This is a genomic window from Bacillus cereus group sp. N24, from assembly GCF_016483345.1.
Lineage (GTDB): Bacteria > Bacillota > Bacilli > Bacillales > Bacillaceae_G > Bacillus_A > Bacillus_A toyonensis.
In genome coordinates this window covers 20,780-36,477 of record NZ_JAEHCA010000019.1, presented here as the reverse complement: position 1 = coordinate 36,477, position 15,698 = coordinate 20,780, and the positions used below count along the sequence as shown (strand labels likewise).

Here is a 15,698-nt window from a genome sequence, read left to right as displayed (position 1 = left end):
GGGGAGAATTTTGATTAAACCGTTAATTGAATTTTGTGTAGGTAACCTCGCGAGTGGTTCACAAGCAGCTTTAGAGAAATTAGAAAAAGATCCGAATTTAGATGTAATGGAGTATGGATGTTTAGGATATTGTGGTATTTGTTTTGAAGGCCCATTTGCCCTTGTGAATGGTGAAGTAGTACAAGGATCGACAGTAGAAGAGCTTGTTAATAATGTATATGAGTATTTGGATGAAAATCCAATGTTTTAAGGTGTTGCGAATGGGCAGCACCTTTTTCCATTAGATAAAATATTATTTCGCAGGGTAGGATAATACGGAATATAAATAAAAAAAGGCCCTTTTAGAAGGGCTTTTTTCCTACACAATTTGTGCAAGAATGGCTCATCGCCAAATGTTGTCAAATATGAGAAACGGGGGACATTCATATTGTGTTCTAAAAGCATGCATTCTATACTTAAAATAACAAATTATTTTTGGAGTGAATACAAATGAGCCAATTTTCTTTTACAAAAATGCATGGTCTTGGCAATAGTTATATATATGTAAATATGTTTGAGGAACAAATTCTTGAAGAAGATTTAGCTCTTGTGGCGGAAAAAGTTTCAAATATTAATACTGGTATTGGGGCAGATGGAATGATTTTAATTTGTCCTTCTGACGTAGCCCCGGTGAAAATGCGCATGTTTAATAACGATGGTTCAGAAGGGAAGAGCTGCGGCAACGGTTTACGCTGCGTAGCGAAATATGCGTATGAGCATAAACTAGTAGAAGAAACAGTTTTCACAATTGAAACGTTAGCCGGAATTGTAACGGCTGAAGTAACGGTAGAAGATGGTGTAGTTACATTAGCAAAAATCGATATGGGAGCACCACGTTTAACACGTGCAGAAATCCCGATGCTTGGTGAAGGTGAAACACCGTTTATTCGTGAAAACTTCTTATACAATAATCATCGTTATGCATTTACAGCTGTTTCAATGGGGAATCCGCATGCGGTTATTTTTGTTGATGATGTAGAAAAAGCGCCACTTACAACACTTGGACCAGTCCTTGAGACACATGAAATGTTCCCAGAGCGAGTAAATGTTGAATTTATCGAAATTTTGAATGATGACGAGATGAACTTCCGTGTTTGGGAACGTGGATCTGGTGTAACACAAGCTTGCGGGACAGGAGCATGTGCTGCAGTTGTAGCTGCTATTTTAAATGGAAAGCTGGAACATGGTAAAGAGATTACAGTTCATTTAGCTGGCGGCGATTTAATGATTGCATGGACAGAAGAAGGAAATGTGTTAATGAAAGGACCTGCGGAAGTAATTTGCCGCGGAGTGTATGAGTACAAGATAGAAGCGTAAAGATGTATAATAGAATGAGAACAGAAAGGATGGTGTATTTCATGATTGAAGTAACAGAACAAGCAGCTTTTCAAATTAAAGATATGTTAAAAGATGCTGAAGATGGAGAGAAGTACGTGCGCCTTGCTGTACACGGCGGCGGATGTAGTGGTCTTTCTTACGGCTTAGGATTTGAAGTAGAACCAAAAGAAGACGACACAGTTCTTGAATTTTTTGGTGTTGAATTTGTTATCGATAAAGAAAGTGCTCCAATTGTTAAAGGAGTAAAAGTTGATTATAAACAATCGATGCTTGGCGGCGGATTCACAATTGATAATCCAAACGCAATCGCATCATGCGGATGTGGATCATCTTTCCGTACAGCATCGAATGCTGGTAAGCCGGAAGAGTGCTAAGTTTTTGGCAGAAATAGAGAAAGACCTTTTTAGCGATGGAATACAATCGTTAAGGAGGTCTTTTCTTTTGCCGTGAAAAATCAAAAAGCCACCTTCTAAATTTAGAAATCAGCCTCAAGATATGTTGTGCAACGAGTTTTAAAGTCTTAATCTAATTTATCTTTGCATAGATGCAGGTATCAGTTAGTTGTTTGCCGTCAGCTGAAACATCTTCATTGCGTAATATCCCTTCAAGCTCAAAGCCTAGTTTTTCAGGAATCGCACGACTTTTCGTGTTATTAGATTCACATCGGATTTCAATTCTTCTAAATTTGAATAACTGAAATCCAAGGTTTGTTAACGCGCTTACTGTTTCTGTCATATATCCACTGCCACTAAATTGCGTGTTAATCCAGTATCCAATTTCACATTTAGAAATCTTCCAATTAATTGCGTGAAGGCTAGCAGTTCCAATAAAATCATTCGTCTCCTTATGGTAGATAAGATAGCGAAAGCTTTCTCTTTTCAAAAAATCTATATGCGCATTTCTCAAGAGAATTTCCGTTTCTTCAACAGTAGGAATTGACTGGAATAAAAACAACCACTGCTTTAATTCACTAATTGAATCTTTAATAGCTTCGTGTACTACATTTCCTTCACCTGCTTGCAGTGGTGCTCGAAGAATGAGTCTGTCTGTTTCTATTTGTAACGGAACATCTAATAAAATAGGATTCATATTATTTCTCCTCTCGAAAATTTAAAATTAGGAAATAATGAAATTTATGTAATAGAAAAACTTTCAGCTAAAAGTTAGAAAATAATAAATATATATTCAATTCATCGTTTACAAATCCCTTTTCACATATTGAAAACGAAATCGCTAGTTGGTTGAGTAAGGAATTATTATTTTTTACCTATTTTCTTACGATTTTTGTCTTTTGCATAATTAGAAGTTGGCTGATGTGTATGAAGAAGTTTAATGAAGTAGTAGCAACTGATCCGAAGGTAGAATCTGTCCTCGTTCCAATTGGTGTTGGAATGACTATTTCTAAAGTGAAGAAATAATTATTATCTTACAAAAGTGTAATGTTCATGTCATGTTTTTGAATTTCTTCTTTAAAGCCTGAGCTTTAAGATAAGAATATAAGAAAAAACATTTGAGGTGAAGGAAAATGAAAAGATACATTGCACTGTTTAGTATTTTAGTTGTATTTGCAAGTTTATTAGTTGGTTGTGATTTAAACCGTATGGGTAAAGATGAGTATTACGTTCAAGTTACGACTGATGGAATTGAGAAGAAGGAAAAAGCTGATAACGGTGAGATACACAAATCATTCGAGTATAAGCTACCTGCATTTGATAAAGAAGGTAAAGAAAAAGAATTGGAATTCACAGCTCCAAAAAATCTTCGCAAAGAAGCATTCTTACGCGTATACAATTCAGATAAAAAAGGTGTAACAGCTTGGGAAGAAGTGAAAAAAGACGAGCTTCCAGCGAAAGTTAAAGAAAAATTAGGTGCAAAATAAGAAAGAAAAAAGGAATTGACGAACAGGCTCAATTCCTTTTTATATTCTCAAAATCCTCTTCTGAAATGACTGTAAATCCATGTCTTTTGAATAAAGCAGTTGTTACCCCGTAACCAGTTTGTTTATTCCCGTTAAATTCTCCAGTGTAAATTGTAGAACTACCACAAGATGGACTACGTTCTTTTAAAATAATATATTCTGGGTGTAAGTCTTTAAGTTGTTCTAATGCTTTATAAGCACCATTTACGAAAGCTTCTGTGACATCTTCTCCATCTTTTGTCATCACTTTCGCTTTTCCGTCCAAAACGTCATCGCCATTCCCACCAATAATTTCAGCGGAAGGACGAGGCGTCGGTAGTCCTCCTAATACTTCAGGACAAATGAGGACTGTATCTTCTTTTTGCAGAAGTTCCTCTATTTTTGAAATGAGATTGTCATTCCCATCATAACGACAAGCGATACCACCTAAACAAGCGCTAATTACAATCATATTTTCATCTCCAATAAAGAAATATTAACTATCACGCCAATTTCTCTTCCTGCTTCTTACTTATAAATGAGGTGATAAGAATGGGAAGCTTATATAATTTAATGAAACCATATAGTGAATTTCAAAGTAAAGAGGAGTTTAATATATATCAAAAACAAGTTTTGAAATATTATCGATTTCAATTAAATAAAACGGATGCTACCATTATTCATTTTTTAGGAAAGTATGCGGTGAATGAGAAACAGAAAACAGTAGGAGTTGCTTGTCCGTTAATGGAGACGATTGCGACGAATGTTGGAAAGAGTATTCGTACAGTACGCCGCTCCATTGCAAAGTTAGAGGAACTAGGAATTATAAAGCGTGTTGCGACAAAAGAAAGACATAAGCGCGGCGGGTATAGTGCGAACTTATATATTTTTCTTATATCTGCAATTGACCGCATGGATGACCGTATGAAAATGTCCGCATGTGAAAGTGAGGATTATGCAGCTGGCTGTAGTAAAAATGAGCAAAAATATGAGGGGGAAACAATTCTTTTTAAAAACATTCCACAAATAAAAGAGAAAAGAAAAATAACGTATGAGCTTGATGAAACGTATTGCCGTCACGATATACCGAAGTCTTTTATATACGCACTGGTGCCGATGACAAGTAATCCGAAGAAGATTAATATATTTTGGAGTAAGGTGGAACTTGCGTATAAAAAGAGTGGCTTACTAGAGCAAGGTGTTTTATTAGAGCAAATATTAGCTGATGAAGAAGTGAACGGAAATTTCATTTGGCGCGTGAAAAGTGTTGTGAGGGCACATAAATATGGGGAAATTCGTAAAGATATTGGGGCACTTTTTTACAGTACAGTGCGAGATTTATTTTTTGAGGTTGGATTAGAGTGGGGAGCAGCATTAAGGAGGAGAAAGGGACTACATCTATTTGATCCGTTTAAAAAAGAGCCATGCTTATAATACATGACTCTTGCTTGTTAATCGAATTTCCTTACAACTGGAACACGAATCGCTACAAATAGTACGAAGACGATAACGGCGATTGCACCGCTTTTCATAACGGTTACGATTGGAATTCCTATTGCAAGTGCAATGGATGTGAATGCATAAGAGAGCGGGATAAAGCCCATTGATGATAGCATAAGTAAACTCATTACACGCCCCATCATCTCTTCTTTTACAGTTGCTTGAATCATTGCCATAAGTGGAACGATCGCCATTGCGATTGTAATACCGTAAAACATGCCAGCTAATAATGCCTGCCAAAGTACCGTACTAAAGTTAATGGATAAGAAGAATATACCAGACAGTAGCATCATGATAATGCAAAATAGGCCGCGTCTACGATTAATATTCTTTAAACCGACAATGACAGCGCCTATCGCCATTCCACCACCAACAGCAGCTTCTAAGTAACTGAACTGAAGTGAATCACCGTGCAGGACATTTTTAACGAAGAGCGGGAAACCGACTTGCATCGGACCGATTAAAAATAAGTTTAGAAAGGCGCTACAAATAAGGAAAGTTGAAAGGAATGGTGATTCCTTTACATATAAGATTCCTTCTTTAATAGAAGTAAACATGCCTTTGTCGGTATCTTTTTGCTCTGACATCGTAAATTGTATTTTTTGAACGAGTATGGCCGCAACGATCAGTAGTAAAATCGTAATCGAAAAGATTGTTTCATAGTTCGTAAATTTGATGAGAATTCCACCAAGTACAGGGCCCAAGATGACCGACGCTTGATTCGTCATTTGTGTAAGTGAATTTGCCTGCGTTAAGCGGCTTTTTTCTACAAGTTCGGGCAGAATAGATCCATCTGCGGACCAGAAAAAAGCATCAGCAAGTCCAAAGAATAAAGCGAATAAAGCAAATGTATATAGTGTTACATCACCGACGATGAACCATGTGAGAATGGTTGCGACAAGAATCGCTCGAATAATATTGGAGTAAAACATAATATTTTTTTTCGGGAATTTATCAGCTACAGCGCCGCCGATAATCATAAAAATAAGCCTTGGAACACTAAGAGCTACGAAAACAACACCGAGTGAAGCCTCAAGGTTTAATGTTTTTGCTATGTACCACGTTTGTGAAAAAGTAAAAAAGGCTAAAGCAAAGCTTGAAAAAAGAGTAGCTGCCCAAAGAAAAAGGAAATTCGTATTTTTTAATAACGGTTTTCCGCTTCCTTCTAGAGCAGTTTTATTTTGTTGTAGTTCCTCCATATTGCTTCCTTTCTATGTGACAAATTTAAACTAAAAAACCTATTAACAATCGTTTTACCCTGCGTTAACGGGCAGTAAAAATCCCACCTCAAAATTCGGTTCGAGCAAAGAAGTTAGGTGGGAGACCAACTGCCCGTAAACGTCCGATTGGTGAAGGCTAATACTCAGTGGGGGATGAACAAAACCCCCACTGAGTATAGTTTCACTTTATACAGTTTCTAATATTTCTATACTGCACTTTCTCATTGTAGACAATAATAATGAATTTGCCCAGTAGCTATTTAACGACAAAAAAAGAAGATACCAAAGAGTATCTTCTTTAAGCTAATGCGATATAAATATCTACTTGCACATTATTTGGGTCTACCGCTTTTTCATCATACAGTTCGAAATCTGTTGTAAAAGCACGTTTGTTTTCTTGCGACCATTGCCAAATGTATTCCCAAGCTTCGCACACGACTTCAGAAACTGGGCCTTTTTTCGATGTAAATACCGCATATGTAGCGGCAGGTATTGTTAAAGTTGTCATATTTTCTGGAACGTCTTTTAATGAAGAAACGGGCATACCGATTGTAAATTTATATGTGCCAGTTTCATCTGATTCGTAGTTTGAATAGAAAGCGAACGTTTCCTTTGTTTGTTGATTTGGGATGTGATGCATCATTTGTTCTTGGAAGTATTTGTTCCAAAGCCCTGGGATTTTTCCTTCAGTAGACGCCTCTTTTTCATTTGTCGTTGTAAGAGAAACACCGATTGCTTGGAAAGCTTCTTTTTTTACGATAATGGGTTCGTTAATCATGAAAATTCCTCCTTTTAAATAAGAACGTTTGTTCTGTTTTAGTGTAACATGTTTTTGGGGAGAAGTAGAGCTTTTTAGAAAGTGTTACTTTTTTGAGGAGATATAAAAGAAACCCTTTCATATGTGAAAAGGGTTCTTCGTAGTTCTATATTAAAACATACTGGAGCTATGCATTGGTTGAAGTTTTGCGTTTGGATCGAAGTAAGCTTTTGCATTGTTTACTGCTGTTGGTGCTTCACCAAAGCCGCAAGCAATGAGTTTTACTTTTCCTTCGTATGTACAAATGTCACCAGCAGCGTAGATGCCAGGAATATTTGTTTCCATTTTCGAGTTCACGAGAATGCTGTTTTTTTGTATATCTAAGCCCCAGTTTTTAATTGGGCCAAGAGAAGAAACGAAGCCGTAATTTACAATTACGTCATCAACATCGATGATAAGTTTTTCTTCTGTTTTTACGTGTTGAAGAACGACTTGTTCAATTTTATCATCACCAATAAGTTCAACTGGAACGTACGGTGTGCTTACTTCTGCACGAGAATTCATTAAGCTTTCGACGCTATGCTCATGTGCACGGAATTTATCACGGCGATGAACGATTGTAACTTTGTCAGCAATCGGTTCTAACATCATTGTCCAGTCTACCGCTGAGTCTCCGCCGCCAAATACAACAACACGCTTGCCAGCAAATTTATTCATATCATCAACGAAATAATGTAAGTTTTTCTTTTCGTATTTTGCGGTCCCCTCTAATTCTAAGCGGCGTGGCTGGAAAGCACCATTACCAGCAGTAATAATGACTGATTTAGAATAGTGAGTTTGTTTATTCGTAACAAGTTTAAATATACCGTCAGCTTGTTTCTCAAGCGTATCAACAGCTTCTTCTAAGCAAACTGTTGGATCAAATTTCTTCATTTGCTCTTTTAAGTTATCAACTAACTCTTGTGCACGCACTTTTGGGAATCCAGCTACATCATAAATGTATTTTTCAGGGTAGAGTGCGGATAATTGTCCTCCAAGTTGAGGTAAGCTTTCAATGATTTTTACACTTGCTTGTCTCATACCGCCATAAAATGCTGTGAAAAGTCCAGTTGGACCACCACCAATAATTGTTATGTCGTAAACTTTTTGATTTTCTGCCACTTTCATTCCCCCTATAGATGGAATTTTGATATTGATTTCATATATTGTTCATATGTACATGAAAATCCTGCAAATGATGATACTTTCAAATAAATGATAGCATATTTCAGTTCATAATACTTCTGAAAACGACTGAATTATAAGTAAGTTTCCGCATAGATGTTTTTTACATTGTATAAAATATACAGAAAGGAAAATACATGAAAAAAAGGCTGAAAAACCCTTGTAAACGCTATGTTATTTTAAAATATTGATAATTCGCTAGGTGCTTGAATTATGGAATAAAACCGACTAATATAGGGAAGTATTATGTTAAATTTCTATGACAAAATTCGTACGATTTTTTGACTGCGTTTTGTTACGATATAGAATGTGATAAATTCCACATTCTTGACAAATAGAGTTTTTAGTACTTGGTATTATTTTTCATTACTATTATATAAAGAAAAGGGTTGTGATTTGGTGAAGACTCCAAAAATCGTAGTTTTAGGTGCAGGTTATGGCGGGATGATTACGACTGTTCGTCTGCAAAAAGCATTATCTGTAAATGAAGCTGAAATTACGTTAGTAAACAACAACAGCTATCACTACCAAGCGACTTGGTTACATGAGAGTGCAGCTGGTACATTACAAGATGAAAAAATCTGTCTAGATATTCAAGACGTTATCGATACAAATAAAGTGAACTTTGTACAAGATACAGTAGTAGAAATTAAAGCTGCTGAAAAACGCATTATCTTAAAAGACGGCGAGTTAGAGTATGACTACTTAGTAATTGGTCTTGGTTTCGAATCAGAAACATTCGGAATTACAGGATTAAAAGAGCATGCATTCTCAATCGCTAACATTAATGCAACTCGTGAAATTCGTGAGCATATGGAAGCTAGTTTCGCTAAATATGCAACTGAACAACGCGATGAGTTAGTAACAATCGTTGTTGGTGGTGCTGGATTTACTGGTATCGAGTACGTAGGTGAGCTTGCAAACCGTGTTCCTGAACTTTGCAAAGAGTACAATGTACCACGTGAAAAAGCACGTATCATCTGTGTAGAAGCTGCTCCAACAGCACTTCCAGGTTTCGATCCAGCGTTAGTAGAATACGCTGTAAAACAACTTGAGAAAAAAGGTGTAGAATTCCGCATCGGTACAGCAATTAAAGAAGCAACTGAAGAAGGTATTATCGTTGCGAATGGCGATGACACTGAATTAATTAAGTCTGAAACAGTAGTTTGGGCTGCAGGTGTTCGTGGTAACGGTATTGTGGAAGAGTCTGGCTTTGAAGCAATGCGCGGACGTGTAAAAGTCGATGAGTACATGCACGCTCCAGGATACGAAGATGTATTCATGGTTGGTGATGCAGCGTTAATCATTAACGAAGAAATTAACCGTCCATATCCACCAACAGCACAAATTGCAATTCAACAAGGTTACAACATTGCACATAACTTAACTGTGTTAGTTCGTGGTAAGGGCGAAATGAAAAAATTCGCATTCGACAATAAAGGATCTGTATGTTCTTTAGGTCATGACGATGCAATGGGCGTTGTTATGGGTAAAAAGTTAACAGGTTGGAAAGCTTCCTTCATGAAGAAAGTAATTGATAACCGTTACCTATTCTTATTAGGTGGACCTTTATTAGTTCTTAAAAAAGGTAAATTAAAGTTCTTTTAATATATAATAGAAAAAGCAGAAACGGCTAAGAGCTGTTTCTGCTTTTTTCATATTAAAAATATAGTATAATATATAAAAAAGAAAGAATATTCTGTCCGTTCCGGTGGAGGAGGTTATTACATCATGGAGAAACGAGGGAAAGTGTGGTTAGCTGTTAGTGGTTTAGTAGCTACAAAAGATGGCAGGTGGCTATTTGTTAAGAAAAAATACAGTGGATTAAAGGGGAAATGGTCTTTACCGGCTGGTTTTGTAAACGAAGGTGAGACGGTTGATGAAGCTGTGAAACGTGAAGTATTAGAAGAGACAGGAATTGTCGCTCATGTGAAGGGGATTATAGGTATTCGGTCGGGCGTTATCCGTAATGAAATTAGTGATAATATGATTATTTTCCTTTTGAAGCCTGAAGGGGAAAATATTATTGTACAGGAGAAGGAATTGTCTGAAGTAGCATTTTTACATCCAGATACGATTGCTGACGATCCCAATACGTCTGTACTTATTAAATATTTGCTAGAAAGAAGATCAGAACTACATCTTGAAATGGACAAAACATTAAATCCAGGAGAGCAATTTGGTTATACAGCCTATCACGTATTTACGGCGCATGCGAAGGAGAGGGAGAAAGAGTGAGTATACCGGTACTACTTATTTCAATGATGTTATTCTTTATTTTGTTTTTTGGAATTGGATTTTTACTCAACATGATTTTGCGAGCTACATGGGTAATGGTTATTGTATATCCGATTGTTTGTATGCTTATTATTAATAAGGCGAGTGTGTGGGATTATTTTTCAAAGCCGAAAGAAACATTTTCTTCATTTGGGACAAGTGTATCGCATTTAGGACAAGCCGATATGTTTATTTTATCTACTGGATTAGTAGGTGCTGCTTTGGCAGGAATCGTAATTAAGAAGCTTCGAAAGAGTGGGTATCAAATGTTTTAATCTCCAATCAATTTGGAGATTATTTTTTTGCATATTCCTTCATCGTATAGGGAATGATTAACGATGAAGGAGTGTGGAATATAAAAATGTTAAAACGATATTGTATTCGCATTATGATGACTTGTTTACTTGTATCCGCATTATGCGTAACATGGAAGGCTTTCACAGGAGTTTCTTTATTAGAGATTGTAAAGAAATATGAGGGAACGAGTGCAAAAGAAGTACATGCAGCAGAAGTTAAGAGAAATGTTGCTCCGAGTAAAGAAGTGATAAATGCTTTAGAGCAGGCAAATGACTGGTCTAAATATCGTTCAATTGAAATGACTGCAACTGGTTATACGTCAGGAGTGGAGTCAACTGGTAAGAGTCCAGGACATCCAGAGTATGGTATTACATATTCAGGTGTTAAAGCGAAAAGGGATTTATATTCTACAATCGCTGCGGATTTACGTGTATTCCCGATTGGAACGATTTTATTCGTGCCAGATTACGGATATGGGGTTGTCGCTGATAAGGGCGGTGCTATAAAAGGAAACCGTCTCGATTTATATTATGATACGGTGAAAGATGTTTATAGCCAATGGGGTAAGAAAAAAGTAAATGTATATGTAGTTAAGGTAGGAAATGGTAAGTTTACAGAAGAAGAGTTAACGATGTTAAATGAAGACGAAACGATGCAAGTGTTTCGTGGCCAATATTTAAAACAAAGATAGTCTAGTGGTAATTACGCTAGACTTTTTTATTTGATAATAGAAGAAAGATGGATCACCTCGCTATTTGTGGGCAGTAAAACCCCCACCTCAAAATTCAGCGAAAGCAAAGAAATTAGGCGGGGGGCGGGCTGCCCATAAAAGCCCGATTGGTGAAGGCTAATGATCAGTGGGGGATGAAGAAAAACACCACTGATTAAAGGTTCACTTTATATAGGATGTAACAGAAGTTAGAATTGTCGCATTTTATCGAAAATAAAGTTATAATAAAGGCAGAGTAGAGAAATTTAGGGGGTCTGAACATGTTTCAAGTACAAAAAGAATTAGCAGGTCATGAAGCGGTAATTGTCGCCTTATTTGAAGAAGAGAAAACGAGTAGTTTTGTACAAGAACTGGACAAAGCGTTTGAAGGGCAATTACAAGTTTTATTAGAAGAGAAAGAACTTTCTACTAAGAAGAAAGCTATTTCAAAAGTACATAGTTTAGGAAAAACAAATGTAAAACGCTATTATTTCGTCGGTTTAGGAAAGAAAGAATCTTATACGACAGAAACGTTACGTGCCGCTCTTGGTAAGGCGTTTAAAACGTTACAGGCAGCAAAAGTACAAGATGCAGCAATCTTACTTGATTCTTTCGTAACAGAGAAATTAGATGTGATTGATGTAGCTCATATAGCGGCAGAAGTACAAGGTCTTGGTACATATGAATTACAAACGTATAAATCAGATAAAAAGGATCGTGTAGAGTTAGAGAAGTTCACTGCTATTACAGCGGAAGATGCACAGGAAATTGAAGCTGCATTAACAGTTGGCTATGTGCATGGACGCGCAACAAATTCGGCTCGTACACTTGTAAATATGCCACCAAACGTATTAACAGCGACGAAGCTTGCTGAGTATGCTGTTGATTTAGCGGAAAAGTATGATATGGATTATAAAGTTCTTGAGAAAGAAGAAATGGAAGATCTTGGTATGGGTGCGTTGCTTGCAGTAAACCAAGGTAGTACAGAGCCGCCAAAAATGATTGCTCTTATTTATAAAGGAAAAGAAGAGTGGACAGATGTCATTGGATTTGTTGGAAAAGGAATCACATACGATACAGGTGGTTATTCTTTAAAGCCACGTGAAGGCATGGTCGGTATGAAAGGTGATATGGGCGGTGCTGCTGCTGTATTAGGTGCGATGGAAATTATCGGTGAACTTCGCCCAGAGCAAAATGTGATCGCTGTTATTCCATCAACTGATAACGTTGTAAGTGGTACAGCATTTAAGCCAGACGATGTAATTACATCTATGAGCGGAAAAACAATTGAAGTATTAAATACAGATGCAGAAGGTCGCCTTGCGTTAGCGGACGGTATTACGTATGCGAAAAAACTAGGTGCAAACTACCTTATTGATGTTGCGACATTAACAGGCGGTGTAATTGTTGCACTTGGAAATCATACGACAGGCGCAATGACAAACAATGAAGAGTTGTTTGAGCAAGTGCTAGAAGCTTCAATGGAAACGGATGAATCAATTTGGCAATTACCAATTTTTGATCGTGATAAAGAACGCGTTCGAAATAGTAAGTTTGCTGATTTAAATAACTCACCAGGCCGTGAAGGACATGCGGTTATGGCAGGTACATTCCTAGGTGAATTTGCTGAAGATACACCGTGGGTACACTTAGATATCGCTGGAACATCTGAAACATCAGGAGCACATGATTTAGGGCCGGCCGGGGCGACAGGTGCAATGGTACGTACACTTGCAACACTTGTTGAGCGTTTCGGGGAAGAATAATTTTTGAAGAAAAGACTGTCTCAAACATTTGAGGCAGTCTTTTCTTATTGATATGGTACGAGTGTGATCAGTTTTTGTCGGTAAGTCGATACAACTTCATTTACTATTATGCTGTTTAAAAACGTGTGGCATAGTGAAAGACTCGTCTTATAAAGAAATCGTATATAACGTCCCGCTTAAAGCAAAGGAAGTACGTCCTGTTTCTTCAGAGACAACTAAAATAAGTGCATCACTTTTCTCTGATAAGCCAATTGCAGCTCTGTGACGTGTTCCTAGTTCAGGATCAACTTCTGTACTTTTCGTTAACGGAAGAATATTAGCTGCTGAAACAATATGATTATTTTTAACGAGAACGGCTCCGTCATGAAGAGGATTACCTGGATAAAAAATTGATTCGAGTAACGGTGCGGTTAAATGAGCGTTTAATGTTGTCCCAGTTTGAATACAAGATTCAAGCGTCTCGTTTCGTTCCACAACGATAAGAGCACCATGTTTGCGGGCACTTAAATGTTGGACAGCAGTTGTGATAAAATGTGAGCTTTCTGTATAAGGTGATAAATACGCCTGAATATAGTATGTAGCTGCCAATGTTTGTACATTTGCCAACATATGATGAATCTCTTCCATTTTACATAAAATACATTCATCTTCTTTATCAATCGCTTGCCTCATAATAGATAATTCTTTTTCAGCGCTTTCAATCATTTGCTTTGTTTGTATTTTGAGCTCTTCGGACAAGCCCCATTCTTGCATAATCCTCATTCCCTTTGGTGGAGTATTTAACCATAGTGTATACAAATATTCCTAGTAAAATCCTGCTATATTTTATAAAATATTGAGATACAGGTTGTTTTTTTCATATAATAAAGGTATGACAAGCGGGAGGAGATAGAGATATGAATTGGAAACAAGAATTTAGTCGCTGGCTTTCATATGCAGAATTAGACGTAGAATTAAAAGAACAGCTAGAAAACATGAAGCAAGATGAGAAGAAAATTGAGGATAGCTTTTATAAAAATTTAGAGTTCGGTACAGGTGGTATGCGTGGTGAACTTGGTGCTGGTACGAACCGATTAAATGTATATACAGTTCGTAAAGCGACACAAGGATTAGCGAAATTTATTGAAAAATTAGGTGAAGAAGCAAAGAAACGTGGTGTTGTTGTAGCATATGATTCTCGTCATAAATCACCTGAATTTGCAATGGAAGTAGCTGCAACACTTGGTGCACACGGTATTAAAACATATGTATTTGAAAGCTTACGCCCAACGCCGGTGCTTTCTTTCGCAGTTCGTCATTTACATACAGTAAGTGGAATCGTTCTTACGGCAAGCCATAATCCGCCTGAATATAATGGTTATAAAGTATATGGTGACGATGGTGGACAGTTGCCTCCAAAAGAAGCTGATGAGTTAATTAGTTACGTAAATGCAGTAGAAGATGAATTAACAGTTGAAGTAGCTGATGTAGAGCAATTAAAAGCTGACGGTTTATTACATATTATTGGACAAGAAGTAGATGATGCATATGCTGCAGAATTGAACGATGTCATTATTAATAAAGAAATGGTACAAAAGGTAGGGAAAGACTTAAAAATCATCTTTACACCATTACACGGAACATCAAATCTTTCTGTACGCCGTGGTTTAGAGGAAGTTGGATTTACAGATGTAACGGTTGTAAAAGAGCAAGAGTTACCAGATCCAAACTTCTCTACAGTAAAATCACCGAACCCAGAAGAGCATGCAGCGTTTGAATATGCAATTCGTGACGGTGAAAAAATTGGTGCAGATGTGCTAATCGCAACAGACCCTGATGCAGACCGTCTAGGTGTAGCAGTTCGTAATCATGATGGTGAGTTCCAAGTATTAACTGGTAACCAAACAGGTGCATTAATGCTTGATTACTTACTATCTCAAAAGAAAGAAAACGGAACGCTTCCAGAGAACGGTGTTGTATTAAAAACAATCGTAACGTCTGAAATTGGTCGTACAATTGCAAAAGCATACGGTTTAGATACAGTTGATACGTTAACTGGATTTAAATTTATTGGTGAGAAAATTAAACAGTATGAAGAAAGCGGACAATATGAATTCCAATTCGGTTATGAGGAAAGCTATGGTTATTTAATCCGTCCATTCTGCCGTGATAAAGATGCGGTACAGTCTGTTTTATTTGCATGTGAAGTAGCTGCATACTACAAATCACAAGGTAAAACGTTATATGATGGTTTATTAGAAGTATTTGAGAAGTACGGTTTCTTCCGTGAAGATCTTGTGTCATTAACGTTAAAAGGGAAAGATGGAGCGGAACAAATTCAAGAGATGATGGCGACATTCCGTGAAAATCCTCCGAAAGAAGTAGCAGGCTTAACAGTCGTAGCGGTTGAAGACTATAAAGCAAGCATCGTTACATCTTTACAAGATGGACATAAAGAAGAGATTCACTTACCGAAATCAAATGTGTTAAAATATCAATTAGAAGATGGTTCTTGGTTCTGCTTACGTCCATCTGGAACAGAGCCGAAAATCAAGTTTTACTTCGGTGTAAAAGATAATTCTTTACAAAATAGTGAACAAAAGTTACTTACTATTAAAGAAGATATTATGAATCGTTTATAATATAAATTAATTTTAGGTAGTCAGAACAAAAGGGAAGCAAAACTTCCCTTTTG

General features: G+C 37.0%; 18 protein-coding genes. 12 read left to right on the top strand and 6 right to left on the bottom strand.

Annotated features, from left to right (window positions below; genetic code table 11):
* Positions 1-10: 10 nt before the first annotated feature.
* From JDS95_RS22645 to JDS95_RS22635, 3 genes are all read left to right on the top strand, one after another.
* A complete protein-coding gene (locus JDS95_RS22645) occupies positions 11-250 on the top strand; it encodes a YuzB family protein (RefSeq protein WP_000595027.1) in 240 nt (79 codons plus the stop codon).
* Positions 251-489: 239 nt separating this feature from the next.
* Entirely contained in the window at positions 490-1,356 is an 867-nt protein-coding gene (gene dapF, locus JDS95_RS22640) for a diaminopimelate epimerase (protein ID WP_000077378.1), read from the top strand.
* Between the two features lie 41 nt (positions 1,357-1,397).
* Positions 1,398-1,751, top strand: coding sequence for a HesB/IscA family protein (locus JDS95_RS22635; protein WP_000573823.1), 354 nt, complete (start codon positions 1,398-1,400; stop codon positions 1,749-1,751).
* A gap of 151 nt (positions 1,752-1,902) precedes the next feature.
* Here the strand turns inward: JDS95_RS22635 and JDS95_RS22630 are convergent, their stop codons facing one another.
* The gene (locus tag JDS95_RS22630; RefSeq protein ID WP_001068203.1) at positions 1,903-2,466 is read right to left on the bottom strand and encodes a GNAT family N-acetyltransferase; all 564 of its coding nucleotides are present in this window, start codon (positions 2,464-2,466) and stop codon (positions 1,903-1,905) included.
* A 224-nt stretch (positions 2,467-2,690) separates the two neighbouring features.
* Here JDS95_RS22630 and JDS95_RS22625 point away from each other — a divergent pair, with 224 nt between their 5' ends.
* Together JDS95_RS22625 and JDS95_RS22620 are read left to right on the top strand one after the other, a co-directional pair.
* Positions 2,691-2,795 carry a hypothetical protein gene (locus JDS95_RS22625; protein WP_000335909.1) on the top strand — a complete coding sequence of 35 codons (105 nt, stop codon included), beginning with the start codon at positions 2,691-2,693 and terminating at the stop codon, positions 2,793-2,795.
* Positions 2,796-2,902: 107 nt separating this feature from the next.
* Positions 2,903-3,256 carry a YxeA family protein gene (locus JDS95_RS22620; RefSeq protein ID WP_000833163.1) on the top strand — a complete coding sequence of 118 codons (354 nt, stop codon included), beginning with the start codon at positions 2,903-2,905 and terminating at the stop codon, positions 3,254-3,256.
* Positions 3,257-3,284: 28 nt separating this feature from the next.
* Here the strand turns inward: JDS95_RS22620 and JDS95_RS22615 are convergent, their stop codons facing one another.
* Positions 3,285-3,746 (bottom strand): 2-thiouracil desulfurase family protein, encoded by a 462-nt coding sequence (locus JDS95_RS22615; RefSeq protein ID WP_000635467.1) that lies wholly within the window; start codon positions 3,744-3,746, stop codon positions 3,285-3,287.
* A gap of 80 nt (positions 3,747-3,826) precedes the next feature.
* Here JDS95_RS22615 and JDS95_RS22610 point away from each other — a divergent pair, with 80 nt between their 5' ends.
* Positions 3,827-4,708: a helix-turn-helix domain-containing protein gene (locus JDS95_RS22610; RefSeq protein ID WP_000535232.1), complete on the top strand. Its 882-nt coding sequence runs from the start codon at positions 3,827-3,829 to the stop codon at positions 4,706-4,708.
* Positions 4,709-4,725: 17 nt separating this feature from the next.
* Here JDS95_RS22610 and JDS95_RS22605 read toward each other — a convergent pair whose 3' ends face one another.
* From JDS95_RS22605 to JDS95_RS22595, 3 genes are all read right to left on the bottom strand, one after another.
* Complete coding sequence (locus JDS95_RS22605; RefSeq protein WP_000391933.1) at positions 4,726-5,973, bottom strand: MFS transporter; 1,248 nt, start codon at positions 5,971-5,973, stop codon at positions 4,726-4,728.
* Positions 5,974-6,292: 319 nt separating this feature from the next.
* A complete protein-coding gene (locus JDS95_RS22600) occupies positions 6,293-6,772 on the bottom strand; it encodes a GyrI-like domain-containing protein (protein WP_000606664.1) in 480 nt (159 codons plus the stop codon).
* 150 nt (positions 6,773-6,922) lie between these two features.
* Complete coding sequence (locus tag JDS95_RS22595) at positions 6,923-7,912, bottom strand: NAD(P)/FAD-dependent oxidoreductase (RefSeq protein WP_000829781.1); 990 nt, start codon at positions 7,910-7,912, stop codon at positions 6,923-6,925.
* Positions 7,913-8,374: 462 nt separating this feature from the next.
* On the opposite strand from JDS95_RS22595, the gene JDS95_RS22590 reads away from it, so the two are divergent.
* The 5 genes from JDS95_RS22590 (at position 8,375) to pepA (ending at position 13,024) form a co-directional block, all read left to right on the top strand.
* Entirely contained in the window at positions 8,375-9,583 is a 1,209-nt protein-coding gene (locus JDS95_RS22590; protein WP_000856608.1) for an NAD(P)/FAD-dependent oxidoreductase, read from the top strand.
* A 123-nt stretch (positions 9,584-9,706) separates the two neighbouring features.
* A complete protein-coding gene (locus JDS95_RS22585; protein ID WP_199690804.1) occupies positions 9,707-10,213 on the top strand; it encodes an NUDIX hydrolase in 507 nt (168 codons plus the stop codon).
* Positions 10,210-10,527, top strand: a complete 318-nt coding sequence (locus tag JDS95_RS22580) for a YuiB family protein (protein ID WP_000027018.1) — start codon at positions 10,210-10,212, stop codon at positions 10,525-10,527. Before JDS95_RS22585 ends, JDS95_RS22580 begins: the two co-directional genes overlap by 4 nt.
* Positions 10,528-10,613: 86 nt before the next feature.
* Positions 10,614-11,240 carry a 3D domain-containing protein gene (locus tag JDS95_RS22575; protein WP_000920107.1) on the top strand — a complete coding sequence of 209 codons (627 nt, stop codon included), beginning with the start codon at positions 10,614-10,616 and terminating at the stop codon, positions 11,238-11,240.
* Positions 11,241-11,539: 299 nt separating this feature from the next.
* The gene (gene pepA / locus JDS95_RS22570; RefSeq protein ID WP_199690803.1) at positions 11,540-13,024 is read left to right on the top strand and encodes a cytosol aminopeptidase; all 1,485 of its coding nucleotides are present in this window, start codon (positions 11,540-11,542) and stop codon (positions 13,022-13,024) included.
* A 147-nt stretch (positions 13,025-13,171) separates the two neighbouring features.
* Here the strand turns inward: pepA and cdaS are convergent, their stop codons facing one another.
* Entirely contained in the window at positions 13,172-13,777 is a 606-nt protein-coding gene (gene cdaS, locus JDS95_RS22565; RefSeq protein ID WP_001158745.1) for a sporulation-specific diadenylate cyclase CdaS, read from the bottom strand.
* 143 nt (positions 13,778-13,920) lie between these two features.
* Between cdaS and JDS95_RS22560 the strand changes: the two genes are divergently transcribed.
* The gene (locus tag JDS95_RS22560; RefSeq protein WP_199690802.1) at positions 13,921-15,645 is read left to right on the top strand and encodes a phospho-sugar mutase; all 1,725 of its coding nucleotides are present in this window, start codon (positions 13,921-13,923) and stop codon (positions 15,643-15,645) included.
* Positions 15,646-15,698 lie beyond the last annotated feature (53 nt).